The 15,142-nt window shown below is 70.5% G+C and carries 14 protein-coding genes; 10 read left to right on the top strand and 4 right to left on the bottom strand.

The genetic code is table 11. The features are described from left to right. Window positions 1-77 precede the first annotated feature (77 nt). Entirely contained in the window at window positions 78-1,325 is a 1,248-nt protein-coding gene (locus R4I43_RS17750) for a PP2C family protein-serine/threonine phosphatase (RefSeq protein WP_324266743.1), read from the top strand. Between the two features lie 32 nt (window positions 1,326-1,357). Here the strand turns inward: R4I43_RS17750 and R4I43_RS17745 are convergent, their stop codons facing one another. Beyond that, on the bottom strand, window positions 1,358-1,555 hold the full coding sequence (locus tag R4I43_RS17745) for a DUF2795 domain-containing protein (RefSeq protein ID WP_324266742.1): 198 nt from the start codon (window positions 1,553-1,555) through the stop codon (window positions 1,358-1,360). A gap of 65 nt (window positions 1,556-1,620) precedes the next feature. Continuing rightward, window positions 1,621-2,511: an alpha/beta hydrolase gene (locus R4I43_RS17740; RefSeq protein WP_324266741.1), complete on the bottom strand. Its 891-nt coding sequence runs from the start codon at window positions 2,509-2,511 to the stop codon at window positions 1,621-1,623. 294 nt (window positions 2,512-2,805) lie between these two features. Between R4I43_RS17740 and R4I43_RS17735 the strand changes: the two genes are divergently transcribed. The 9 genes from R4I43_RS17735 (at window position 2,806) to R4I43_RS17695 (ending at window position 12,572) form a co-directional block, all read left to right on the top strand. Then, window positions 2,806-3,594, top strand: a complete 789-nt coding sequence (locus tag R4I43_RS17735) for an MlaE family ABC transporter permease (RefSeq protein ID WP_324266740.1) — start codon at window positions 2,806-2,808, stop codon at window positions 3,592-3,594. An 81-nt stretch (window positions 3,595-3,675) separates the two neighbouring features. Further along, entirely contained in the window at window positions 3,676-4,437 is a 762-nt protein-coding gene (locus tag R4I43_RS17730; protein WP_324266769.1) for an MlaE family ABC transporter permease, read from the top strand. After that, window positions 4,434-5,756 (top strand): MCE family protein, encoded by a 1,323-nt coding sequence (locus tag R4I43_RS17725; RefSeq protein WP_324266739.1) that lies wholly within the window; start codon window positions 4,434-4,436, stop codon window positions 5,754-5,756. Before R4I43_RS17730 ends, R4I43_RS17725 begins: the two co-directional genes overlap by 4 nt. Beyond that, a complete protein-coding gene (locus tag R4I43_RS17720) occupies window positions 5,753-6,781 on the top strand; it encodes an MCE family protein (RefSeq protein ID WP_324266738.1) in 1,029 nt (342 codons plus the stop codon). Before R4I43_RS17725 ends, R4I43_RS17720 begins: the two co-directional genes overlap by 4 nt. Next, complete coding sequence (locus R4I43_RS17715; RefSeq protein WP_324266737.1) at window positions 6,778-7,809, top strand: MCE family protein; 1,032 nt, start codon at window positions 6,778-6,780, stop codon at window positions 7,807-7,809. The genes R4I43_RS17720 and R4I43_RS17715 overlap by 4 nt, the downstream gene beginning before the upstream one ends. Beyond that, complete coding sequence (locus R4I43_RS17710) at window positions 7,806-8,990, top strand: MCE family protein (RefSeq protein ID WP_324266736.1); 1,185 nt, start codon at window positions 7,806-7,808, stop codon at window positions 8,988-8,990. The genes R4I43_RS17715 and R4I43_RS17710 overlap by 4 nt, the downstream gene beginning before the upstream one ends. Further along, complete coding sequence (locus R4I43_RS17705; RefSeq protein WP_324266735.1) at window positions 8,990-10,132, top strand: MCE family protein; 1,143 nt, start codon at window positions 8,990-8,992, stop codon at window positions 10,130-10,132. Before R4I43_RS17710 ends, R4I43_RS17705 begins: the two co-directional genes overlap by 1 nt. Further along, a complete protein-coding gene (locus R4I43_RS17700) occupies window positions 10,129-11,244 on the top strand; it encodes an MlaD family protein (protein ID WP_324266734.1) in 1,116 nt (371 codons plus the stop codon). The genes R4I43_RS17705 and R4I43_RS17700 overlap by 4 nt, the downstream gene beginning before the upstream one ends. 149 nt (window positions 11,245-11,393) lie before the next feature. After that, window positions 11,394-12,572, top strand: a complete 1,179-nt coding sequence (locus R4I43_RS17695) for a PucR family transcriptional regulator (protein ID WP_324266733.1) — start codon at window positions 11,394-11,396, stop codon at window positions 12,570-12,572. A 72-nt stretch (window positions 12,573-12,644) separates the two neighbouring features. Here R4I43_RS17695 and R4I43_RS17690 read toward each other — a convergent pair whose 3' ends face one another. Both R4I43_RS17690 and R4I43_RS17685 read right to left on the bottom strand, forming a co-directional pair. Further along, on the bottom strand, window positions 12,645-14,555 hold the full coding sequence (locus R4I43_RS17690; RefSeq protein WP_324266732.1) for a GH92 family glycosyl hydrolase: 1,911 nt from the start codon (window positions 14,553-14,555) through the stop codon (window positions 12,645-12,647). Beyond that, complete coding sequence (locus R4I43_RS17685) at window positions 14,555-14,791, bottom strand: hypothetical protein (RefSeq protein WP_324266731.1); 237 nt, start codon at window positions 14,789-14,791, stop codon at window positions 14,555-14,557. The genes R4I43_RS17690 and R4I43_RS17685 overlap by 1 nt, the downstream gene beginning before the upstream one ends. Window positions 14,792-15,142 lie beyond the last annotated feature (351 nt).

Here is a 15,142-nt window from a genome sequence, read left to right as displayed (position 1 = left end):
GGCCAGAACCGCTGCTGGCAAAGGTGCAGCCTTTGCGGCGCAGACGCCAGGGCACTGCGGACGTTATGGTGGCTGACATGCATGCTTCCGCGGAGTCTTCCGCCGAGGAGCGTTTGCGACGCATCGACCTGGTCACGGACACCTCGCTCGCCCACCTTGACGTCAACGACCTGCTGAGGGAGATCCTGGCGCGGGTGCGAGACGTGCTGGGGGTGGACATGGCGACCGTGCTGCTGCTCGACCCCGACGGCGAGGAACTGATCGCCACCGCCGCGGTCGGCATCGACGACGACGTCAAGCAGGGCGTGCGCATGCCGGTGGGGCACGGCTTCGCCGGCACCGTTCTCACCGACCGCAAGGCCTGCGTGTTCGACCGCGTGACCGACGACCTCCTGATCAGCCGCGCGCTGCGCGACCGGGGCATCAGCTCGATGGCGGGCGCACCCATGATCGCCGACGGCGAGGCGATCGGGGTGCTGTGCGTCGGGGCCTTCACCGAGCACGGGTTCACCGACCACGACGCGCAGCTGGTGCAGGTCGCCGCCGACCGCATCGCCTCGGTCTCGCAGGTGGGCTCGTCGCGCGCCGAGCGCATCGCCGCCACGGTGCTGCAGCACAGCCTGCTGCCCGGCAAGCTGCCGTCGATCCCGGGTGCGTCGATGGACGCCCGCTACGTCGGCGGCGCGGACCACGGGATCGGCGGCGACTGGTACGACGTGTTCCAGCTGCCGTCCGGCCGCATCGGGATCGTGGTCGGCGACGTCGTCGGGCACGGGCTGTCGGCGGCCGTGGTCATGGGACGGCTGCGCAGCGCGCTGCGCGCCTACGCGCTGGACGACGAGAACCCCGCCCGCGTGCTGCACAAGCTCGACCGCAAGGTCACCTACTTCGAGCCCGACGCGATGGCCACCGTCTGCTACGCCCTCTACGACCCGGACACGGCGCGGCTGGAAGTCTCGCTGGCCGGTCACCTGGCACCGGTCATGGCCCGCCCCGGCGGGTGCGGCGAGCTCGTCGACGCGCCCGTCGACCCGCCGGTCGGGGTCGAGGTGTCGAAGCGGCAGCGGCGCACCACCGAGGTCGAGGTCCCGCCGGAATCGGTGGTGTGCTTCTACACCGACGGTCTGGTCGAAGGCCGCAAGCGGCCGATCGACGACGGGCTGGACGACCTGTGCGAAGCGGTCACCGCCGCGCGCGCCGGCGAGGTCTGCGCCTCGGTGATGAACCAGCTGGTGACCTCCGAGTCCTCCGGCGACGACGTGACCCTGCTCGTCCTCAGCACGGTCAGCGCCACCGGAGACCGGAGTGGACGACCGCCGCGTTAGCGTCCGACGAGACCCGTTCGGCTCGGGACGGGTCAGCTGCCGAAAGCGACTTCCTCGCGGACCTCTTCCTGCGTTTCGTAGGTGCGGTCCGGCACGAGCCGAACGGCTCGCAGCACCTCGTTGTCCACGCCCCGCTCCTCGGCGATGTGCACCAGTTCGGCCTTGCTGACCGGGTAGTGCACTTCCTTGAGGAACGGCTGCACGTGATCGGGGTCGGGCGGATGCGTCATCACCGGTCACCTCTCCGGCACGTCGGGGGATGGGCCTCATGGTGGTTTCCCCGGACGTGGCGCGCTCAATCACCCACAAGTGTGGAAACCCGGTTCCTCGCGCGCTCGGCCTCCGGCAGCGACTGCAGCACCCAGCCGTGGAACATCCCCGGGTACTCCTCGTAGTCGATGTCGCCGCCGGAATCGTGGATCCGGTCGCGCAGCCGGCGCGAGTCGGCGAGCAGCACGTCCCGCGTGCCGGTGAACACGCTGATCGGCGCCAGCCCGGACAGGTCGCCGAACAGCGGGCTCACCCGGGGATCGCGCGGGTCGAGATCGCGCGTGTACAGGCGCGCGGCCTCGCGCAGACCGGGCGCGCTCAGGAACGGGTCGTGCGGCTCCCGGTCGGCGATGGCGGGATCGCTGGTCGTGAGGTCCAGCCAGGGCGCGAACAGCACCAGGCGGCGCGGCTGCGGCCCACCGCGGTGCTCGATCCGCTGCGCCACGAACAGCGCCAGTCCGCCGCCCGCCGAATCGCCCATGATCACCTGGTCCTGCGGCGGCAGTCCGCTCAGCACCCGCTGGTAGGTCTCCCACACCATCGCCAGCGTCTCGTCGTAGGCGTGCGCAGGTGCCAGCGGGTAGATCGGGACGGTCACCACCGACCCGGTCGCGTCGATCAGCCGCGCCAGGAACCGCCAGTGCGCGCGCTCCACCTGGTGCACGTAGGCGCCGCCGTGCAGGTACAGGATGTGCTGGGAGTTCTCCGGTTCGCGCGGGTGCAGCGTGTAGCAGCGGTGCCCGAGCACGTCGGTCTCCTCGACGTGGAAGCGGCGGTGGACCCAGTCCGGCACCTGCACGCTCTCCGCCTGGTGGCTCTCGGCGCTCGCGCGCAGCTCGCCGGGATCGGCGAAGATCTTCTTGCGTCGCGTCAGCCAGTACTCGGCGAGGACCAGTCGTGCCTGCCAGCTCACCACGCCGCGCACCTCCGTTCCGTCGAATCCGGCCTCCACTTTCGGGACTACCCGCTCCGACCGGCGCGAAACCGGCCTGAACCGAGTGAGTGGACGGCTCTGCTCCACTTGGGACACCGGAATCAGCTGGGGTGGAGGGACTCTCGAAGCGATCAGGAGTGGTTATCGCTCCCGGGGCGGGTCCGGGTTACGGGCGATGTGCATCAGGCTGGGTGAATTCTGGGGCACTGTGCCCCTGGTTGCGAGGAGTGCGGCTGATCACTCTGGATGCCCTGCCGAGATCACCGGGGAGCCGCGATGGGTGTTGGAGTGGCGCGACCGGCCGGTACCGGTCCGCTCAGCGAGGCCGGACGGTTGTTCCTGCACGCCGTGGACGTGGCCAGGGCCGTGTTCGCCCGGCCGTTCCAGTGCCGCGAGTTCGTCCAGCAGTCCTGGTTCGTGGCCAGCGTGACCATTCTGCCCACCGCCCTGGTGTCCATCCCGTTCGGGGCGGTGATCGCGCTGCAGCTCGGGTCGCTGACCAAGCAGATCGGCGCCCAGTCGTTCACCGGCGCCTCCAGCGTGCTGGCCATCATCCAGCAGGCCAGCCCGCTGATCACCGCGCTGCTGATCGCCGGAGCCGGTGGCTCGGCGATCTGCGCGGACCTGGGGGCGCGCACCATCCGCGACGAGATCGCGGCGATGGAAACCCTGGGCGTCTCACCGATCCACCGGCTGGTGGTGCCGCGCGTGCTCGCGGCGATGCTGGTGGCGACCCTGCTCAACGGCGTGGTCAGCGTCGTCGGCGTGCTCGGCGGCTACTTCTTCAACGTCATCATGCAGGGCGGCACGCCCGGCGCTTACATGGCCAGCTTCAACGGTCTCGCCCAGCTGCCCGACCTGTGGATCGGCGAGATCAAGGCGGTGATCTTCGGGTTCATCGCCGGGGTCGTCGCCGCCCACCGCGGCCTCAACCCCGCACCCGGGCCGAAAGGCGTTGGGGACGCGGTGAACCAGGCCGTGGTCATCTCGTTCATGCTGCTGTTCCTGGTGAACGTGGTGCTCACCGCGATCTACCTGCAGCTCGTTCCGCCGAAGGGGATGTGAGCCGTGGTCGTGGCGACCGGCCGCGTCCGGCGGCTGCTCAACCGCCCGCTGCAGGTGCTCGACACCTCCGGCGACCAGGCGATGTTCTACCTGCGCGCCCTCGCGTGGGCGCCGCGCACGCTGCGCCGCTACTCCAAGGAGGTGCTGCGGCTGCTGGCCGAGGTGACCTTCGGCAGCGGTGCGCTGGCGGTGCTCGGCGGCACGATCGGCGTGATGGTGGGCATGACGCTGTTCACCGGGACCGTCGTCGGGATGCAGGGCTACACCGCGCTCAATCAGCTCGGCACCGCCAGCTTCACCGGGTTCGTCTCCGCGTACTTCAACACCCGCGAAGTCGCGCCGCTGGTGGCCGGTCTCGCGCTGTCGGCGACCGTGGGCTGCGGCTTCACCGCGCAGCTCGGGGCGATGCGCATCTCCGAGGAGATCGACGCGCTGGAAGTCATGGCGGTGCGCAGCGTTCCGTTCCTGGTCACCACCCGCGTGCTGGCCGGGCTCGGGGCGGTGGTGCCGCTGTACGTGATCGGGCTGATGTCGTCCTACCTGGCCTCGCGGGTGATCACGGTCTACTTCTACGGCCAGTCGGCGGGCACCTACGACCACTACTTCCACCTGTTCCTGCCGCCGCAGGACGTGCTGTTCTCCTTCGGCAAGGTGCTGCTGTTCAGCCTGATGATCATCCTGGTGCACTGCTACTACGGCTTCCGCGCCGCCGGCGGCCCAGCCGGGGTCGGCAGCGCCGTGGGACGAGCGGTGCGCACCGCGATCATCTCGCTCAACGTGCTCGACTTCTTCCTCAGCCTCGCCATCTGGGGCGCCACCACGACCGTGCGGATCGCCGGATGAGCGCGGGGGAGGGGGCTCGGACGCTGCGCCGGCGGGTGGTCGGCGCGGTGTTCATCAGCGTGATCGTGCTGTTCCTGGCCTCGACGGTCGCGGTGTACCAGAAGGCGTTCACCCCGGTGGTCAACGTGCTGCTGCGCACCGACCGGGTCGGCAACCAGCTGCAACCGCCCTCCGACGTCAAGGTGCGCGGGCTGGTCGTCGGCGAGGTGCGGGAGGTGCGCGCCACTGCGAGCGGCGCCGAACTAGACCTGGCGCTGCACCCGGACAAGGCGCACCTCATCCCCGCCGGGGTCACCGCCCGGCTGCTGCCGAAAACCCTGTTCGGCGAGCGGTACGTGAGCCTCGTCCCACCGGCGGGCCCCTCCCGGGAATCGCTGCGCGACGACGACGTCATCGAGCAGGACCGCAGCGAGGCCTCGATCGAGCTGGAGAAGGTGCTCAGCGATCTGATGCCGGTGCTGCAGGCGGTCCGGCCGGACAAGCTGGCGACCACCCTCAACACCGTGTCGATGGCGCTGGACGGTCGCGGCGAGCAGTTAGGCGAGACGCTGGTGGCCAGCAACGCCTACCTGGAGCAGTTCAACCCGGTGCTACCCGAGCTCAAGGGCAACATCCAGGCGCTCGCCGACGTCGCCCACCTCTACGCCGACACCACGCCGGAGCTCACCCAGGCGCTGCGCGACCTCGCCGTCAACCACCGCACCGTCGCCGACAACCGCGCCGGCTTGGACCGCCTGTACCGCACGGTGACCACCGGTGTCACCGACCTGGACGGGTTCCTGCGCGCCAACCAGGAGAACATCATCGGGCTCAACGCGGCCAGCCGCGAACACCTCCGCCTGCTCGCGCGCTACTCACCCGAATACCCCTGCCTGTTCGACGATCTCGCCGACGCCGTGCCGCGACTCGACCAGGTCGCGGGCAAGGGCACCGACACGCCCGGCGTGATCCGGCTGCGGGTGCAGATCAGCGACAGCGGGGACAAGTACCTGCCCGGCCACGACGAACCCCGCTGGCAGGACCAGCGCGGACCCCGCTGCTACGACCAGGTCCCGATGCCCGCCGACCTGCCCGGCGGCGGACCGCCGCGCGACGGCTCGACCCACCCGCCGCAGCGCGAGCAGCACACCCCACCGGCTTCGACCAGCCCGAGCTCGTTCACCGGCCCCTCGGGGTCGATGCAGCACTCACCGGCCGAGCAGCGCCTCATCGCCGCGCTGCTCTCGCCCGCCACCCGGTTGCGCCCGGACGAGGTCCCGGGCTGGAGCACGTTGCTGGTCGGTCCGCTGTACCGCGGAGCGCAGGTGGAGGTGCGATGAGATCGATCACACCGTCGCTGACCAAGCTCGTCGCGTTCGTCGCGGTGACGCTGCTGGCCACCGGGCTGCTCGGCATCACCATCGCCAACACGAGCTTCGGCCCCACCACGCACTACTCGGCCCGGTTCACCGACGTCACCGGGCTCAACGAGGGCGACGACGTGCGCATCGCCGGGGTCAAGGTCGGCCAGGTCCGCAACATCGAGATCGCCGAGAAGCGGCAGGCGCACGTGGAGTTCGCGCTCTTCGGCGAACGCGCCCTGCCCGCCTCGACCACCGCCTCGATCAAGTACCGCAACCTGGTCGGCCAGCGCTACGTCGCCATCGAAAGAGGTGAGGGTTCCGGCGCGATGCTGCCGGAGGGCTCGACGATCCCGCTCGAACGCACCCGGCCCGCGCTGAACCTCACCGTGCTGTTCAACGGGTTCAAACCGCTGCTGCAGGCGCTCTCACCGGAGGACGTCAACCGGCTCTCGCACGCGATCATCCAAACCCTGCAGGGCGAAGGCGGCACCGTGCAGAGCCTGCTGGCGCACATCGGCTCGCTGACCCAGACCCTGGCTTCCCGCGACCAGGTGATCGGCGAGGTCGTCACCAACCTCAACGACGTGCTCGGCACCATCAACAGCCGCAACGCCGAACTCGACGAGGTGCTGGTGCAGACCCAGCAGGTCGTGTCCGGCCTGGCCGCCGACCGCGAGCAGATCGGCTCCGCCGTCGAGGGGATCGGGCAGCTCAACGCGGCGACCACCGGGCTGCTCGCCGAAGGCAGGCAGCCGCTGCGCGAGAGCATCCACCACCTCGGCGTGCTCTCGCACCACCTCGACAACCACCGGCCGCTGGTGGAGCGGTTCGCCGCCGGGCTGCCGAGCAAGCTCAACACCATCAACCGCACCGCCAGCTACGGGTCCTGGTTCAACTACTTCCTGTGCCGCAGTTCCGGGCAGGTGCGCATCTCCAGCCTCGGCGTGGCGATGCCGCTGCCCGCGACGGCGCCGGAGCAGATGCCGGAGAGGTGCCGATGATCGGACGGCTGAAACGACGCGACCCGGCCGCCGCCGGGGTGGTGGGACTGGTGCTGATCACCGTCGTGTCGCTGCTGGCGTTCTACTTCGAGGACCTGCCGGTGGTCGGCGGCACCACCTACCGCGCGCAGTTCACCGAGGCCGCCGGGCTCAAACCGGACGACGAGGTGCGCATCGCCGGCGTCAAGGCCGGCACGGTGACGTCGATGTCGTTGCGCGGCAAGCACGTCGAGGTCGCCTTCCGCGTCGACGACGCCTGGGTCGGCGACCGCACCACCGCCTCCATCGAGATCAAGACCCTGCTGGGCCAGAAGTTCCTGTCGCTGGACCCGCAGGGCGAGCGCGAGCAGGACTCCTCCGAACCGATCCCCGCCGAGCGCACCCGCTCGCCCTACGACGTCACCGAGGCCTTCCAGGACCTCGGCCGCAGCTCCGGCGAGGTCGACACCGCCGCGCTGGCGCAGAGCTTCCAGACGATGGCCGACACCTTCCGCGGCACCCCCGCGCACGTCGGCGAGGCGCTGCGCGGGCTCTCGGCGTTCTCGCAGGTCATCTCCCAGCGCGACGCGCAGCTCAAGCAGCTGCTGAGCAACACCCGCCAGGTCAGCCAGGTGCTCGGCGACCGCGACGAGGTCTTCGCCAAGCTCATCGCCGACGGCAACCTGCTGATGGAGGAGATCCGCTTCCGCCGCGAAGCCATCGGCACCCTGCTGCGCAGCACCCGCGAGCTCGCCGAGCAGCTGCGCGGTCTCGTCGCCGACAACCACGCGCAGCTGAAACCCGCGCTGACCACGCTGGAGCGGGTGACCGCGGTGCTGCACCGAAACCAGGACAACCTCAACCGGGGCCTGCAGAACCTGGCGCCGTTCGCGCGCTACTTCAGCAACACCGTCGGCAACGGGCGCTGGTTCGACAGCTACGTGTGCGGCCAGGTCCCGCCGATGCTGCACGCCGGTCCCGTCACGTCCAACGAGGAAGGCTGCCGCCCGCCGATCGAGGGCGGGTCCGGCCGGGGAGGTCCGCGATGAACCGGCGGGTGATGGCGATCGTGCTCGCGGTGGCGCTGCTGGTCACCGGCGGGACCTGGTGGGCCGTGGCGATGTCCGCGCGGACCTCGGTGACCGCCTACTTCGGCGCCACCGTCGGCCTGTTCCCCGGCTCGGACGTGCGCGTGCTGGGCATGCGGGTCGGCTCGGTGACCGAGGTCGTCCCGGAGGGCACCAGGGTTCGGGTCGAGATGCGCGTCGACGACGGCACCCCGATCCCCGCCGACGCGAAAGCCGTTGCGGTGGCACCGAGCCTGGTCAGCGACCGCTACGTGCAGTTCACGCCGGTCTACGAGGACGGGCCGGAACTGTCCGACGGCGCGGTGATCCCGCGCGAGCGCACCGCGACCCCGCTGGAGCTCGACGAGATCAACCGCAACACCGACCGCACCATGCGGATGCTCGGGCCCGACGGCGCCAACCGGCACGGCGCGCTGTCGGACTTCCTCGACGTGCAGGCCGCCAACCTCGGCGGCAACGGCGCGCAGCTCAACGACATGCTGCGGCAGCTCGGCCAGGCCACCAGCACGCTGTCGGGGTCCAAGGACGACATGTTCGCCACCGTCGACAACCTGCAGCTGTTCAACCGCACCCTCGCCGACAGCGACCAGGAGGTCCGCCGGTTCAACACCCAGCTCGCCGACACCGCCGGGATCCTGGCCGCCGAACGCGGCGAACTCGGTGGTGCGCTGCGGGAACTCGGGCCGGCCCTGGCCGACACCGCCGCGTTCATCCGCGACAACCGCGCCGTGCTCCAGTCCAACGTGGACCACCTCCGGGCGGTCACGCAGGTGCTCGTCGACCAGCGTGCGGCGCTGGAGGAGGTCACCGACCTGGCGCCGCTGGGGCTGTCGAACCTCGCCAACACCTACGAGGCGAGCACCGGCTCCACCCGAACCCGGGGCAACATCAACGAGCTCACCCACCCGCCGATCGTGCTGGTCTGCAAGCTGCTGCGGCAGTCGCCGCCGGACCGGCCGATCCCGCCCGCGCTCGCCGACGCCTGCCAGCGCATCGAACCGATCGTCACCGGCGCCGTCCCGCTGCCGTCCCCGGCCGACGCGCTGTCCTCGCTGCGCCACGGCCACGCCCCGGACATCCCGCTGCCGCTGGTCGACGCGATGCGCGACACCGGAGCACCGCACCCGGGAGGTGGTCGCTGATGCGGATCGCGACCGCGCTGCTGACGCTGCTGCTGCTCGCCGGGTGCGGCCAGCAGGGCTTCACCGGCATCTACAACGCGCCGCTGCCCGGCGGCGCCGACCTCGGCGACGACCCGTACCGGGTGACCGCGCAGCTGGCCGACGTGCTCGACCTGGTCCCGCAGGCGAGCGTGAAGGTCAACGACGTCGCCGTCGGCCGGGTCTCGGGCATCCGGCTCGCCCCGGACGGCTGGACCGCCGCGGTCACCCTGGAGATCAACCGCGACGTGCGGCTGCCCGCCAGCGCCGTCGCGCAGCTGCGCCAGTCCAGCCTGCTCGGCGAGAAGTACGTCCAGCTCGACGGTTCCGCGACAGCCGGTGGCCCGCTGCTGGCCGACGGCGACCACATCCCGCTGTCGCGCACCAACCGCCACCCGCAGGTCGAGGAGGTCCTCGGCGCGTTGTCGATGCTGCTCAACGGCGGCGGGATCGGGCAGTTGCAGCAGATCAACCAGGAACTGGGCGCCGCGCTGTCGGGCAACGAGGCCGACATCCGCTCGCTGCACCGGAACCTGGAGGTCTTCACCCGCGAACTCGACGGCCAGCGCGACGAGATCACCCGCGCCATCGACGGGCTCAACCGGCTCGCGGCCTCGCTGGTCGACCAGCGAGACGACATCGCCTTCGCGCTGGACAACCTCGGGCCGGGCCTGAAGGTCATCAACGAGCAGCGCGGGCAGCTGGTCACCATGCTGCAGCAGATGGACCGGCTCTCCGAGGTCGCGGTGGAGACCACCGAGCGCAGCAAGGAGGACACCCTCGCCAACCTGCGCTCGCTGAGCCCCATCCTGCGCAAGCTCGCCGAAGCGGGCGAGGACCTCCCGAAATCGCTGGAAATCCTGGTCACCTTCCCCTTCACCGACTACACGGTGAACGCCATCAAGGGCGACTACACCAACCTGGACCTGCAGCTGGACCTCGACCTGAGCACCATCGTGGACAACGTGCTGCAGGGGCGCCCGCCGCCCACCGGCGGCGCCGGGCCCAGCGAACTGCCGCTGCCGATCCCCGCCCAGCCCGCTCCCGTCCCGCCCGCGCCGGCCCTGCCGCCGCCACCGCGACCGGGCGGACCGTTCGACGCCGTGCTCGGAGGTGTCCGGTGATCTCCAAGCGGATCAAGCTGCAGATCGGTGCGTTCGTGCTGATCGCCCTGGTCGGCATCACCTACGTCGGCGCCACCTACGCCGGGCTGGACCGGCTGGTGTCCTCGCGCGGGTACACCGCCGTGGCCCGGTTCCGGGACTCCGGCGGCATCTTCACCAACGCCGAGGTCACCTACCGCGGATTGCCGATCGGCCGGGTCGGGCCGCTGCGGCTGACCCCGGACGGCATCGACGTGTCGCTGGAGATCGAGGACAGCGCACCGAGGATCCCGGCCGACACCGAAGCCGTGGTCACCAACCGGTCGGCGGTGGGGGAGCAGTACGTCGACCTGCGGCCCCGGTCCGACGGCGGCCCGCACCTGGGCGAGGGGTCGGTGATCACCAGCGACCGCACCTCGATCCCGGTGCCGCCGGAGGACCTGCTGGCCAACCTGGACCGCACCGTCCAGAGCATCCCGATCGGGTCGCTGCAGACCGTGGTCACCGAGCTGGACCTGGCCTTCACCGGCCTCAACGGGCCGCTGGGAACGCTGCTCGACACCTCCCACGCCTACACCCGGAAGGCCACCGATCACCTGCCGCAGACCGTCGACCTGATCACCAGCGGCCGGACGGTGCTGGAAACGCAGCGCGAGCAGGGCGCCGAAATCGCCTCGTTCAGCAGGGACCTGCACCTGTTCGCCGGTCAGCTGCGGGCCTCCGACCCGGACCTGCGCCGCGTCATCGGTGCGGCACCCGACGCGGCCGAGCAGATCAGCGGGCTGCTGCGGGAATCCGGGCCGCAGCTGGGCGGGCTGTTCGGCAACCTGCTGACCACCGCCAACGTCTACCGCACCCGCCTCGACGGCGTGGAGCAGCTGCTGGTCACCTACCCCAGCCTCGCGCAGGGCACCAAGACGACCGTCCCCGGCGACGGCAGAGCCCGCTTCGGCCTCGTCCTGAACAGCTTCGACCCGTTCGTCTGCACCCGGGGCTACGAGAGCACCCACCAGCGCGCGGGAACCGACCTCGCCGAGGTCCCGGCCAACCTCCAGGCCCGCTGCGCCGAACCCCCGGGCAGCCCCACCAACGTGCGGGGTTCCTCGCGAACGGGCGGTTCTGGTCCGAATTGACCGGGCGAAGCGGAGGATGATCACGCGCGATTCGGGCCAGAACCGCCTCTCGGGCCGAGACTTTCCCGAATCGGGTGATGTGGGGCATAGTGCCTGCCGTGACGCGATCGTGGCCCTGTCCGTCCGCCCGGGTCCGGGAGTTGATCCGGATGGGTGCGGAGAAGGCGTTGCGGCCGCCCACGAGGTGGGCGGAGGAGCTGCACGCCGCCGTCCTCGACGCCGACCGGACGCAGGCCATCGCCGCCGACCCCGTGCTCGCCGACGGGCTGCGGCAGACCAACGTCGACAACGTCGTGCACTGGGCCGTCGCCAACGTCCAGGACCCCGGCTGCCGCGTCCCGCCGCACCTCGGCACGCAGGCCCTCGACACCGCCCGCGACCTGGTCCGGCGCGGACTCGACGCGCACGCGCTCGACACCTACCGGGCCGGGCAGAACGTCGCGTGGCGGTTCTGGATGGAGCTCTGCTTCTCGCTCACCTCCGACCCCGATGAGCTGCGCGAACTCCTCGACGTCACCGCGCTGTCCATCTCGACCTACGTCAACGACACCATCGCGGGCATCAGCGAGCGGATGCAGGAGGAGCTCGACACCCTCGTGCGCGGCACCAACGCCGACCGCCGCGCCGCCGTCACGCTCATCCTCGAAGGATCCCCGATCAGCGCGCGACGCGCGGAGCTCAAGCTCGGCTACGGGCTCACCGGCCCGCACACCGCCGCCGTCGTGTGGAGCACGGCCCGCACCGGACTGGAAGAGCTGGAGGCCGCGGCCGAAGAACTGGTGCGACTCACCGGAGCCCGCCGGAGGCTGACCGTGGTCGCCACCGCCGGAACCCTGTGGATCTGGCTGCCGGTGGCGACCTCGGCGTGCACCGAGAAGCTGTCCGAGAAGCTCAGCTCCCGCCCGCACGTGCGCGTGTCGCTCGGCCGCCCGGGCCGGGACGTGGACGGTTTCCGCCGCAGCCACCTCGACGCCCTCACCGCCCAGCGGATGCTGGCCCGGCTCAGCTCCTGCCGCCAGGTCGCCCGCTACGAGGACGTCCAGCTGGTCGCGCTGATGACGGCAGACCCCGCCCACGCCGACGAGTTCGTCGCCGAAGCGCTGGGCGGGCTGCGCGAAGCCGACCCCGAGCTGCGCCAGGTCGTGCGCACCTACATCCGTGAGCAGTGCAACGCCTCCCGCACCGCCGAACGCCTCTACACCCACCGCAACACCGTGCTGCGCAGGCTCGCGAGGGCCGACGAGCTGCTGCCGCGCCCGCTGGCCGACGACATCGTCGGAGTCGGCGCCGCGCTGGAAGTGCTGCGCTGGCGCGACGCCGACTCCTGAGCTCAGCCCCGCACGTCGTAGGACGGGGCGCGTCCTGCGGGGCGCTGCCCCAAGCGGGATCGGGCTGGTCGCTCAGATCGAAGTCGAGCGTGCCGCCCGCCGCGACGAAGTCCTCGCCCACCCACGGCTTGGAGCTGTCGATGCCGTTGACCTCCAGCCGCGCACGAACTTCGCGCTCTCCGAGGCCCCGGGCGCGTTGATCGCGATGCTCGTGCCGCCCCGGTCGATGCGCACCGACGAGAAGACCGGGCTGGCCAGCACCAGTTCCGAACGGCCGGGGACCTGCGGGTACATGCCGATCGAGGCCCACACCGACCACGACGACATCTGCCCGAGGTCGTCGTTGCCGACCTCGCCGTCCGGTGTGGACTTGAACAGCGACGTCAGCGCCCGCCGCACCACGTCCTGGGTCCTGTCCGGCCGGCCCGCGTAGGCGTAGGCCCACGGCGCGTTCAGCGACGGCTCGTTGCCCAGGTAGGCGTAAGGCTTGTCGGGTCCGCCGTTGAGCTCGGTGAAGAACTCGTCCAACCGGGACACCACCCGCTCGTCGCCACCCATCAGGTCGAACAGCGCCCGTTGGTTGAACGGCACCATCCAGGTGTACTGGGCGCCGTTGCCCTCGGTGTACTCCTCGGTCTGCACCGGGTCGAACTGCGGCCACGACCCGTCGGCGTTGCGCGGCTGCAGGTAGGAGTTGGCCGGGTTGAACAGGTTCTCGAAGTTCTGCGCCTTCGCCAGGAACTCCTCGTGCACGTCGGTGGCGCCCAGCCGCTCGGCGAACTGCGAGATCGCGAAGTCGGCGCTGGTGTACTCCAGCGTCGTGGCCGCCGAACCCCACACGTCCTGCACCCCCGGCGGGACGTGCCCGAGCGAGTCGTACTCGGCATGACCCGGCCGCTCGTCGGTGTTGGTCGCGCCTTCCCGCATCTGTCGCAGCGCGGTCGCGGTGTCGAAACCCGTTGCGCCGAAGGCATGAGCGCTGGCCACCATGATCGGCAGCGGGTCGCCGACCATCACGCCGGTGCCGCCGTTGGCGACCGTCCAGCGGTCGAAGTAGCCGCCCTGCACCGACTGGTTCACCGCCGACTGGGCGATGTCCGAGGCGATGTCCGGCGCGATCAGCGCCACCAGCGGCAGCTGCGAGCGGTAGACGTCCCAGCCCGAGTAGTTCGCGTACTGCGCGCGTCCTTCGGCCGCGGTGTGCACCTGCCCGTCGAAACCGGCGTACTGGCCGTTGACGTCGCTGAAGACGCTGGGGTGCAGCAGGGAGTGGTAGAGGCCGGTGTAGAGCCGCCGCCGGTCCTCGTCGCTGCCCCCGCCGACGTCGATGCGGCCCAGCACCCCGTTCCACGCGGCGCGGGCGCCGTCGCGGATTTCGTCGAAACCGCGTCCGCCCTGCTCGGTTTCGGCGTTGGCCTTGGCGTTGTCCTCGCTGACGAAGGAGATCCCGATCCGCGCCACCACCTCCGGCGCCTGCGCGGTGTCGAACCCGACGAACGCCCGCCCGCCGTCGACCTGGGTGGTGGTGAAGTCGCGGTCGAAGGTCGCGTGGAAGTGCACGCGGTAGGAGTTGTCGGCGCCGCAGAAACCACCGCTGTCGCTGTAACCGCTGATGGTGTTGCTCCCGACCCGCACCGCATCGCTCGCGTCGTTGAAGGCCTTCGCCGCGTCGACCGACAACGACGCCTGCTGCCCCTGCGGGTAGGTGAACCGCGCGATGCCGGAGCGCTGGGTCGCCGACAGCTCGGTGCGGAGCCCGTTGTCGAAGGTGACGTCGTAGGCTCCGGGGGAGGCCGACTCGTTGTCGTGGGAGAAGGAGCAGTCGGCCACCGGGGAACCATCGAGAACCGGCATGAACGGGACGTTTCCGAAATCCCCGCAACCGGCGCCGGACAGGTGCGTGAGGCTGAACCCGCGAATCCGGCCGTCGTCGTAGGAATAACCGCCGTGCTGGTAGGTCGCGGTGTCCGGGCTGAACTGCATCATCCCGAACGGTGCCACCGCGCCGGGGAAGGTGTTGCCCGCAGCCCACCGTGCCCGAAGGCCGGTTCGCCGGGCTTGGTTCCGACGAACGGGTTGACGTGCTGCGCCGGATCGTCGATCGCGGCTTGGGCCGCAGGGGCGAGTCCGAGCGCGGTCGCGGCGGCGATCGCGAGAGCGACGAGCCTGCAGGGAACGTTGGAGCGTCGAACGGTCTTGACGTCCTGCTGGCTTGGCAAGGAAGACCTCCCGATGGACAACGTTGTCTAGACCAGGATCTCCTCAACGTAGCGATCGGGTGGGAGCGCGGCAATGACGGGCGACGATGACAACAGGACGAGCCCGGGTGAATCCCGGGGCGCGGCAATTCCTGCCGCGCGGCCGTCCTCAGCGGAAGATCTGTTCGATGATCGAAAGAAGAATGTAACCGAAAACGGGTGCCGCAGTTCACTTCAGCTGAACGTGAAGCGCGTTCCGGATCAGTGATCAACCTCGACAACCGTGCTGGTACTGTCCCGGCCAAGCGCGGATGATCACGGAACCGACGGTGCAGCACACCCACTCACTTCGGTGAAGTCCCCCCAATGTCG

The organism is Saccharopolyspora mangrovi, from assembly GCF_035320975.1.
Lineage (GTDB): Bacteria > Actinomycetota > Actinomycetes > Mycobacteriales > Pseudonocardiaceae > Saccharopolyspora > Saccharopolyspora mangrovi.
Note: the sequence above shows the minus strand (reverse complement) of the source record. Positions and strands in the feature narration are given on the sequence as shown.

Bases quoted from the DNA above. Each gene is read 5' to 3' on its own strand.
- R4I43_RS17690 (WP_324266732.1), bottom strand. From the start codon at position 14,555: ATGCAGTTCAGCCCGGACACCGCGACCTACCAGCACGGCGGTTATTCC.
- R4I43_RS17725 (WP_324266739.1), top strand. From the start codon at position 4,434: ATGAGCGCGGGGGAGGGGGCTCGGACGCTGCGCCGGCGGGTGGTCGGC.
- R4I43_RS17695 (WP_324266733.1), top strand. From the start codon at position 11,394: ATGGGTGCGGAGAAGGCGTTGCGGCCGCCCACGAGGTGGGCGGAGGAG.
- R4I43_RS17735 (WP_324266740.1), top strand. From the start codon at position 2,806: ATGGGTGTTGGAGTGGCGCGACCGGCCGGTACCGGTCCGCTCAGCGAG.
- R4I43_RS17715 (WP_324266737.1), top strand. From the start codon at position 6,778: ATGATCGGACGGCTGAAACGACGCGACCCGGCCGCCGCCGGGGTGGTG.
- R4I43_RS17710 (WP_324266736.1), top strand. From the start codon at position 7,806: ATGAACCGGCGGGTGATGGCGATCGTGCTCGCGGTGGCGCTGCTGGTC.
- R4I43_RS17745 (WP_324266742.1), bottom strand. From the start codon at position 1,555: ATGACGCATCCGCCCGACCCCGATCACGTGCAGCCGTTCCTCAAGGAA.
- R4I43_RS17730 (WP_324266769.1), top strand. From the start codon at position 3,676: ATGTTCTACCTGCGCGCCCTCGCGTGGGCGCCGCGCACGCTGCGCCGC.
- R4I43_RS17750 (WP_324266743.1), top strand. From the start codon at position 78: ATGCATGCTTCCGCGGAGTCTTCCGCCGAGGAGCGTTTGCGACGCATC.
- R4I43_RS17720 (WP_324266738.1), top strand. From the start codon at position 5,753: ATGAGATCGATCACACCGTCGCTGACCAAGCTCGTCGCGTTCGTCGCG.
- R4I43_RS17705 (WP_324266735.1), top strand. From the start codon at position 8,990: ATGCGGATCGCGACCGCGCTGCTGACGCTGCTGCTGCTCGCCGGGTGC.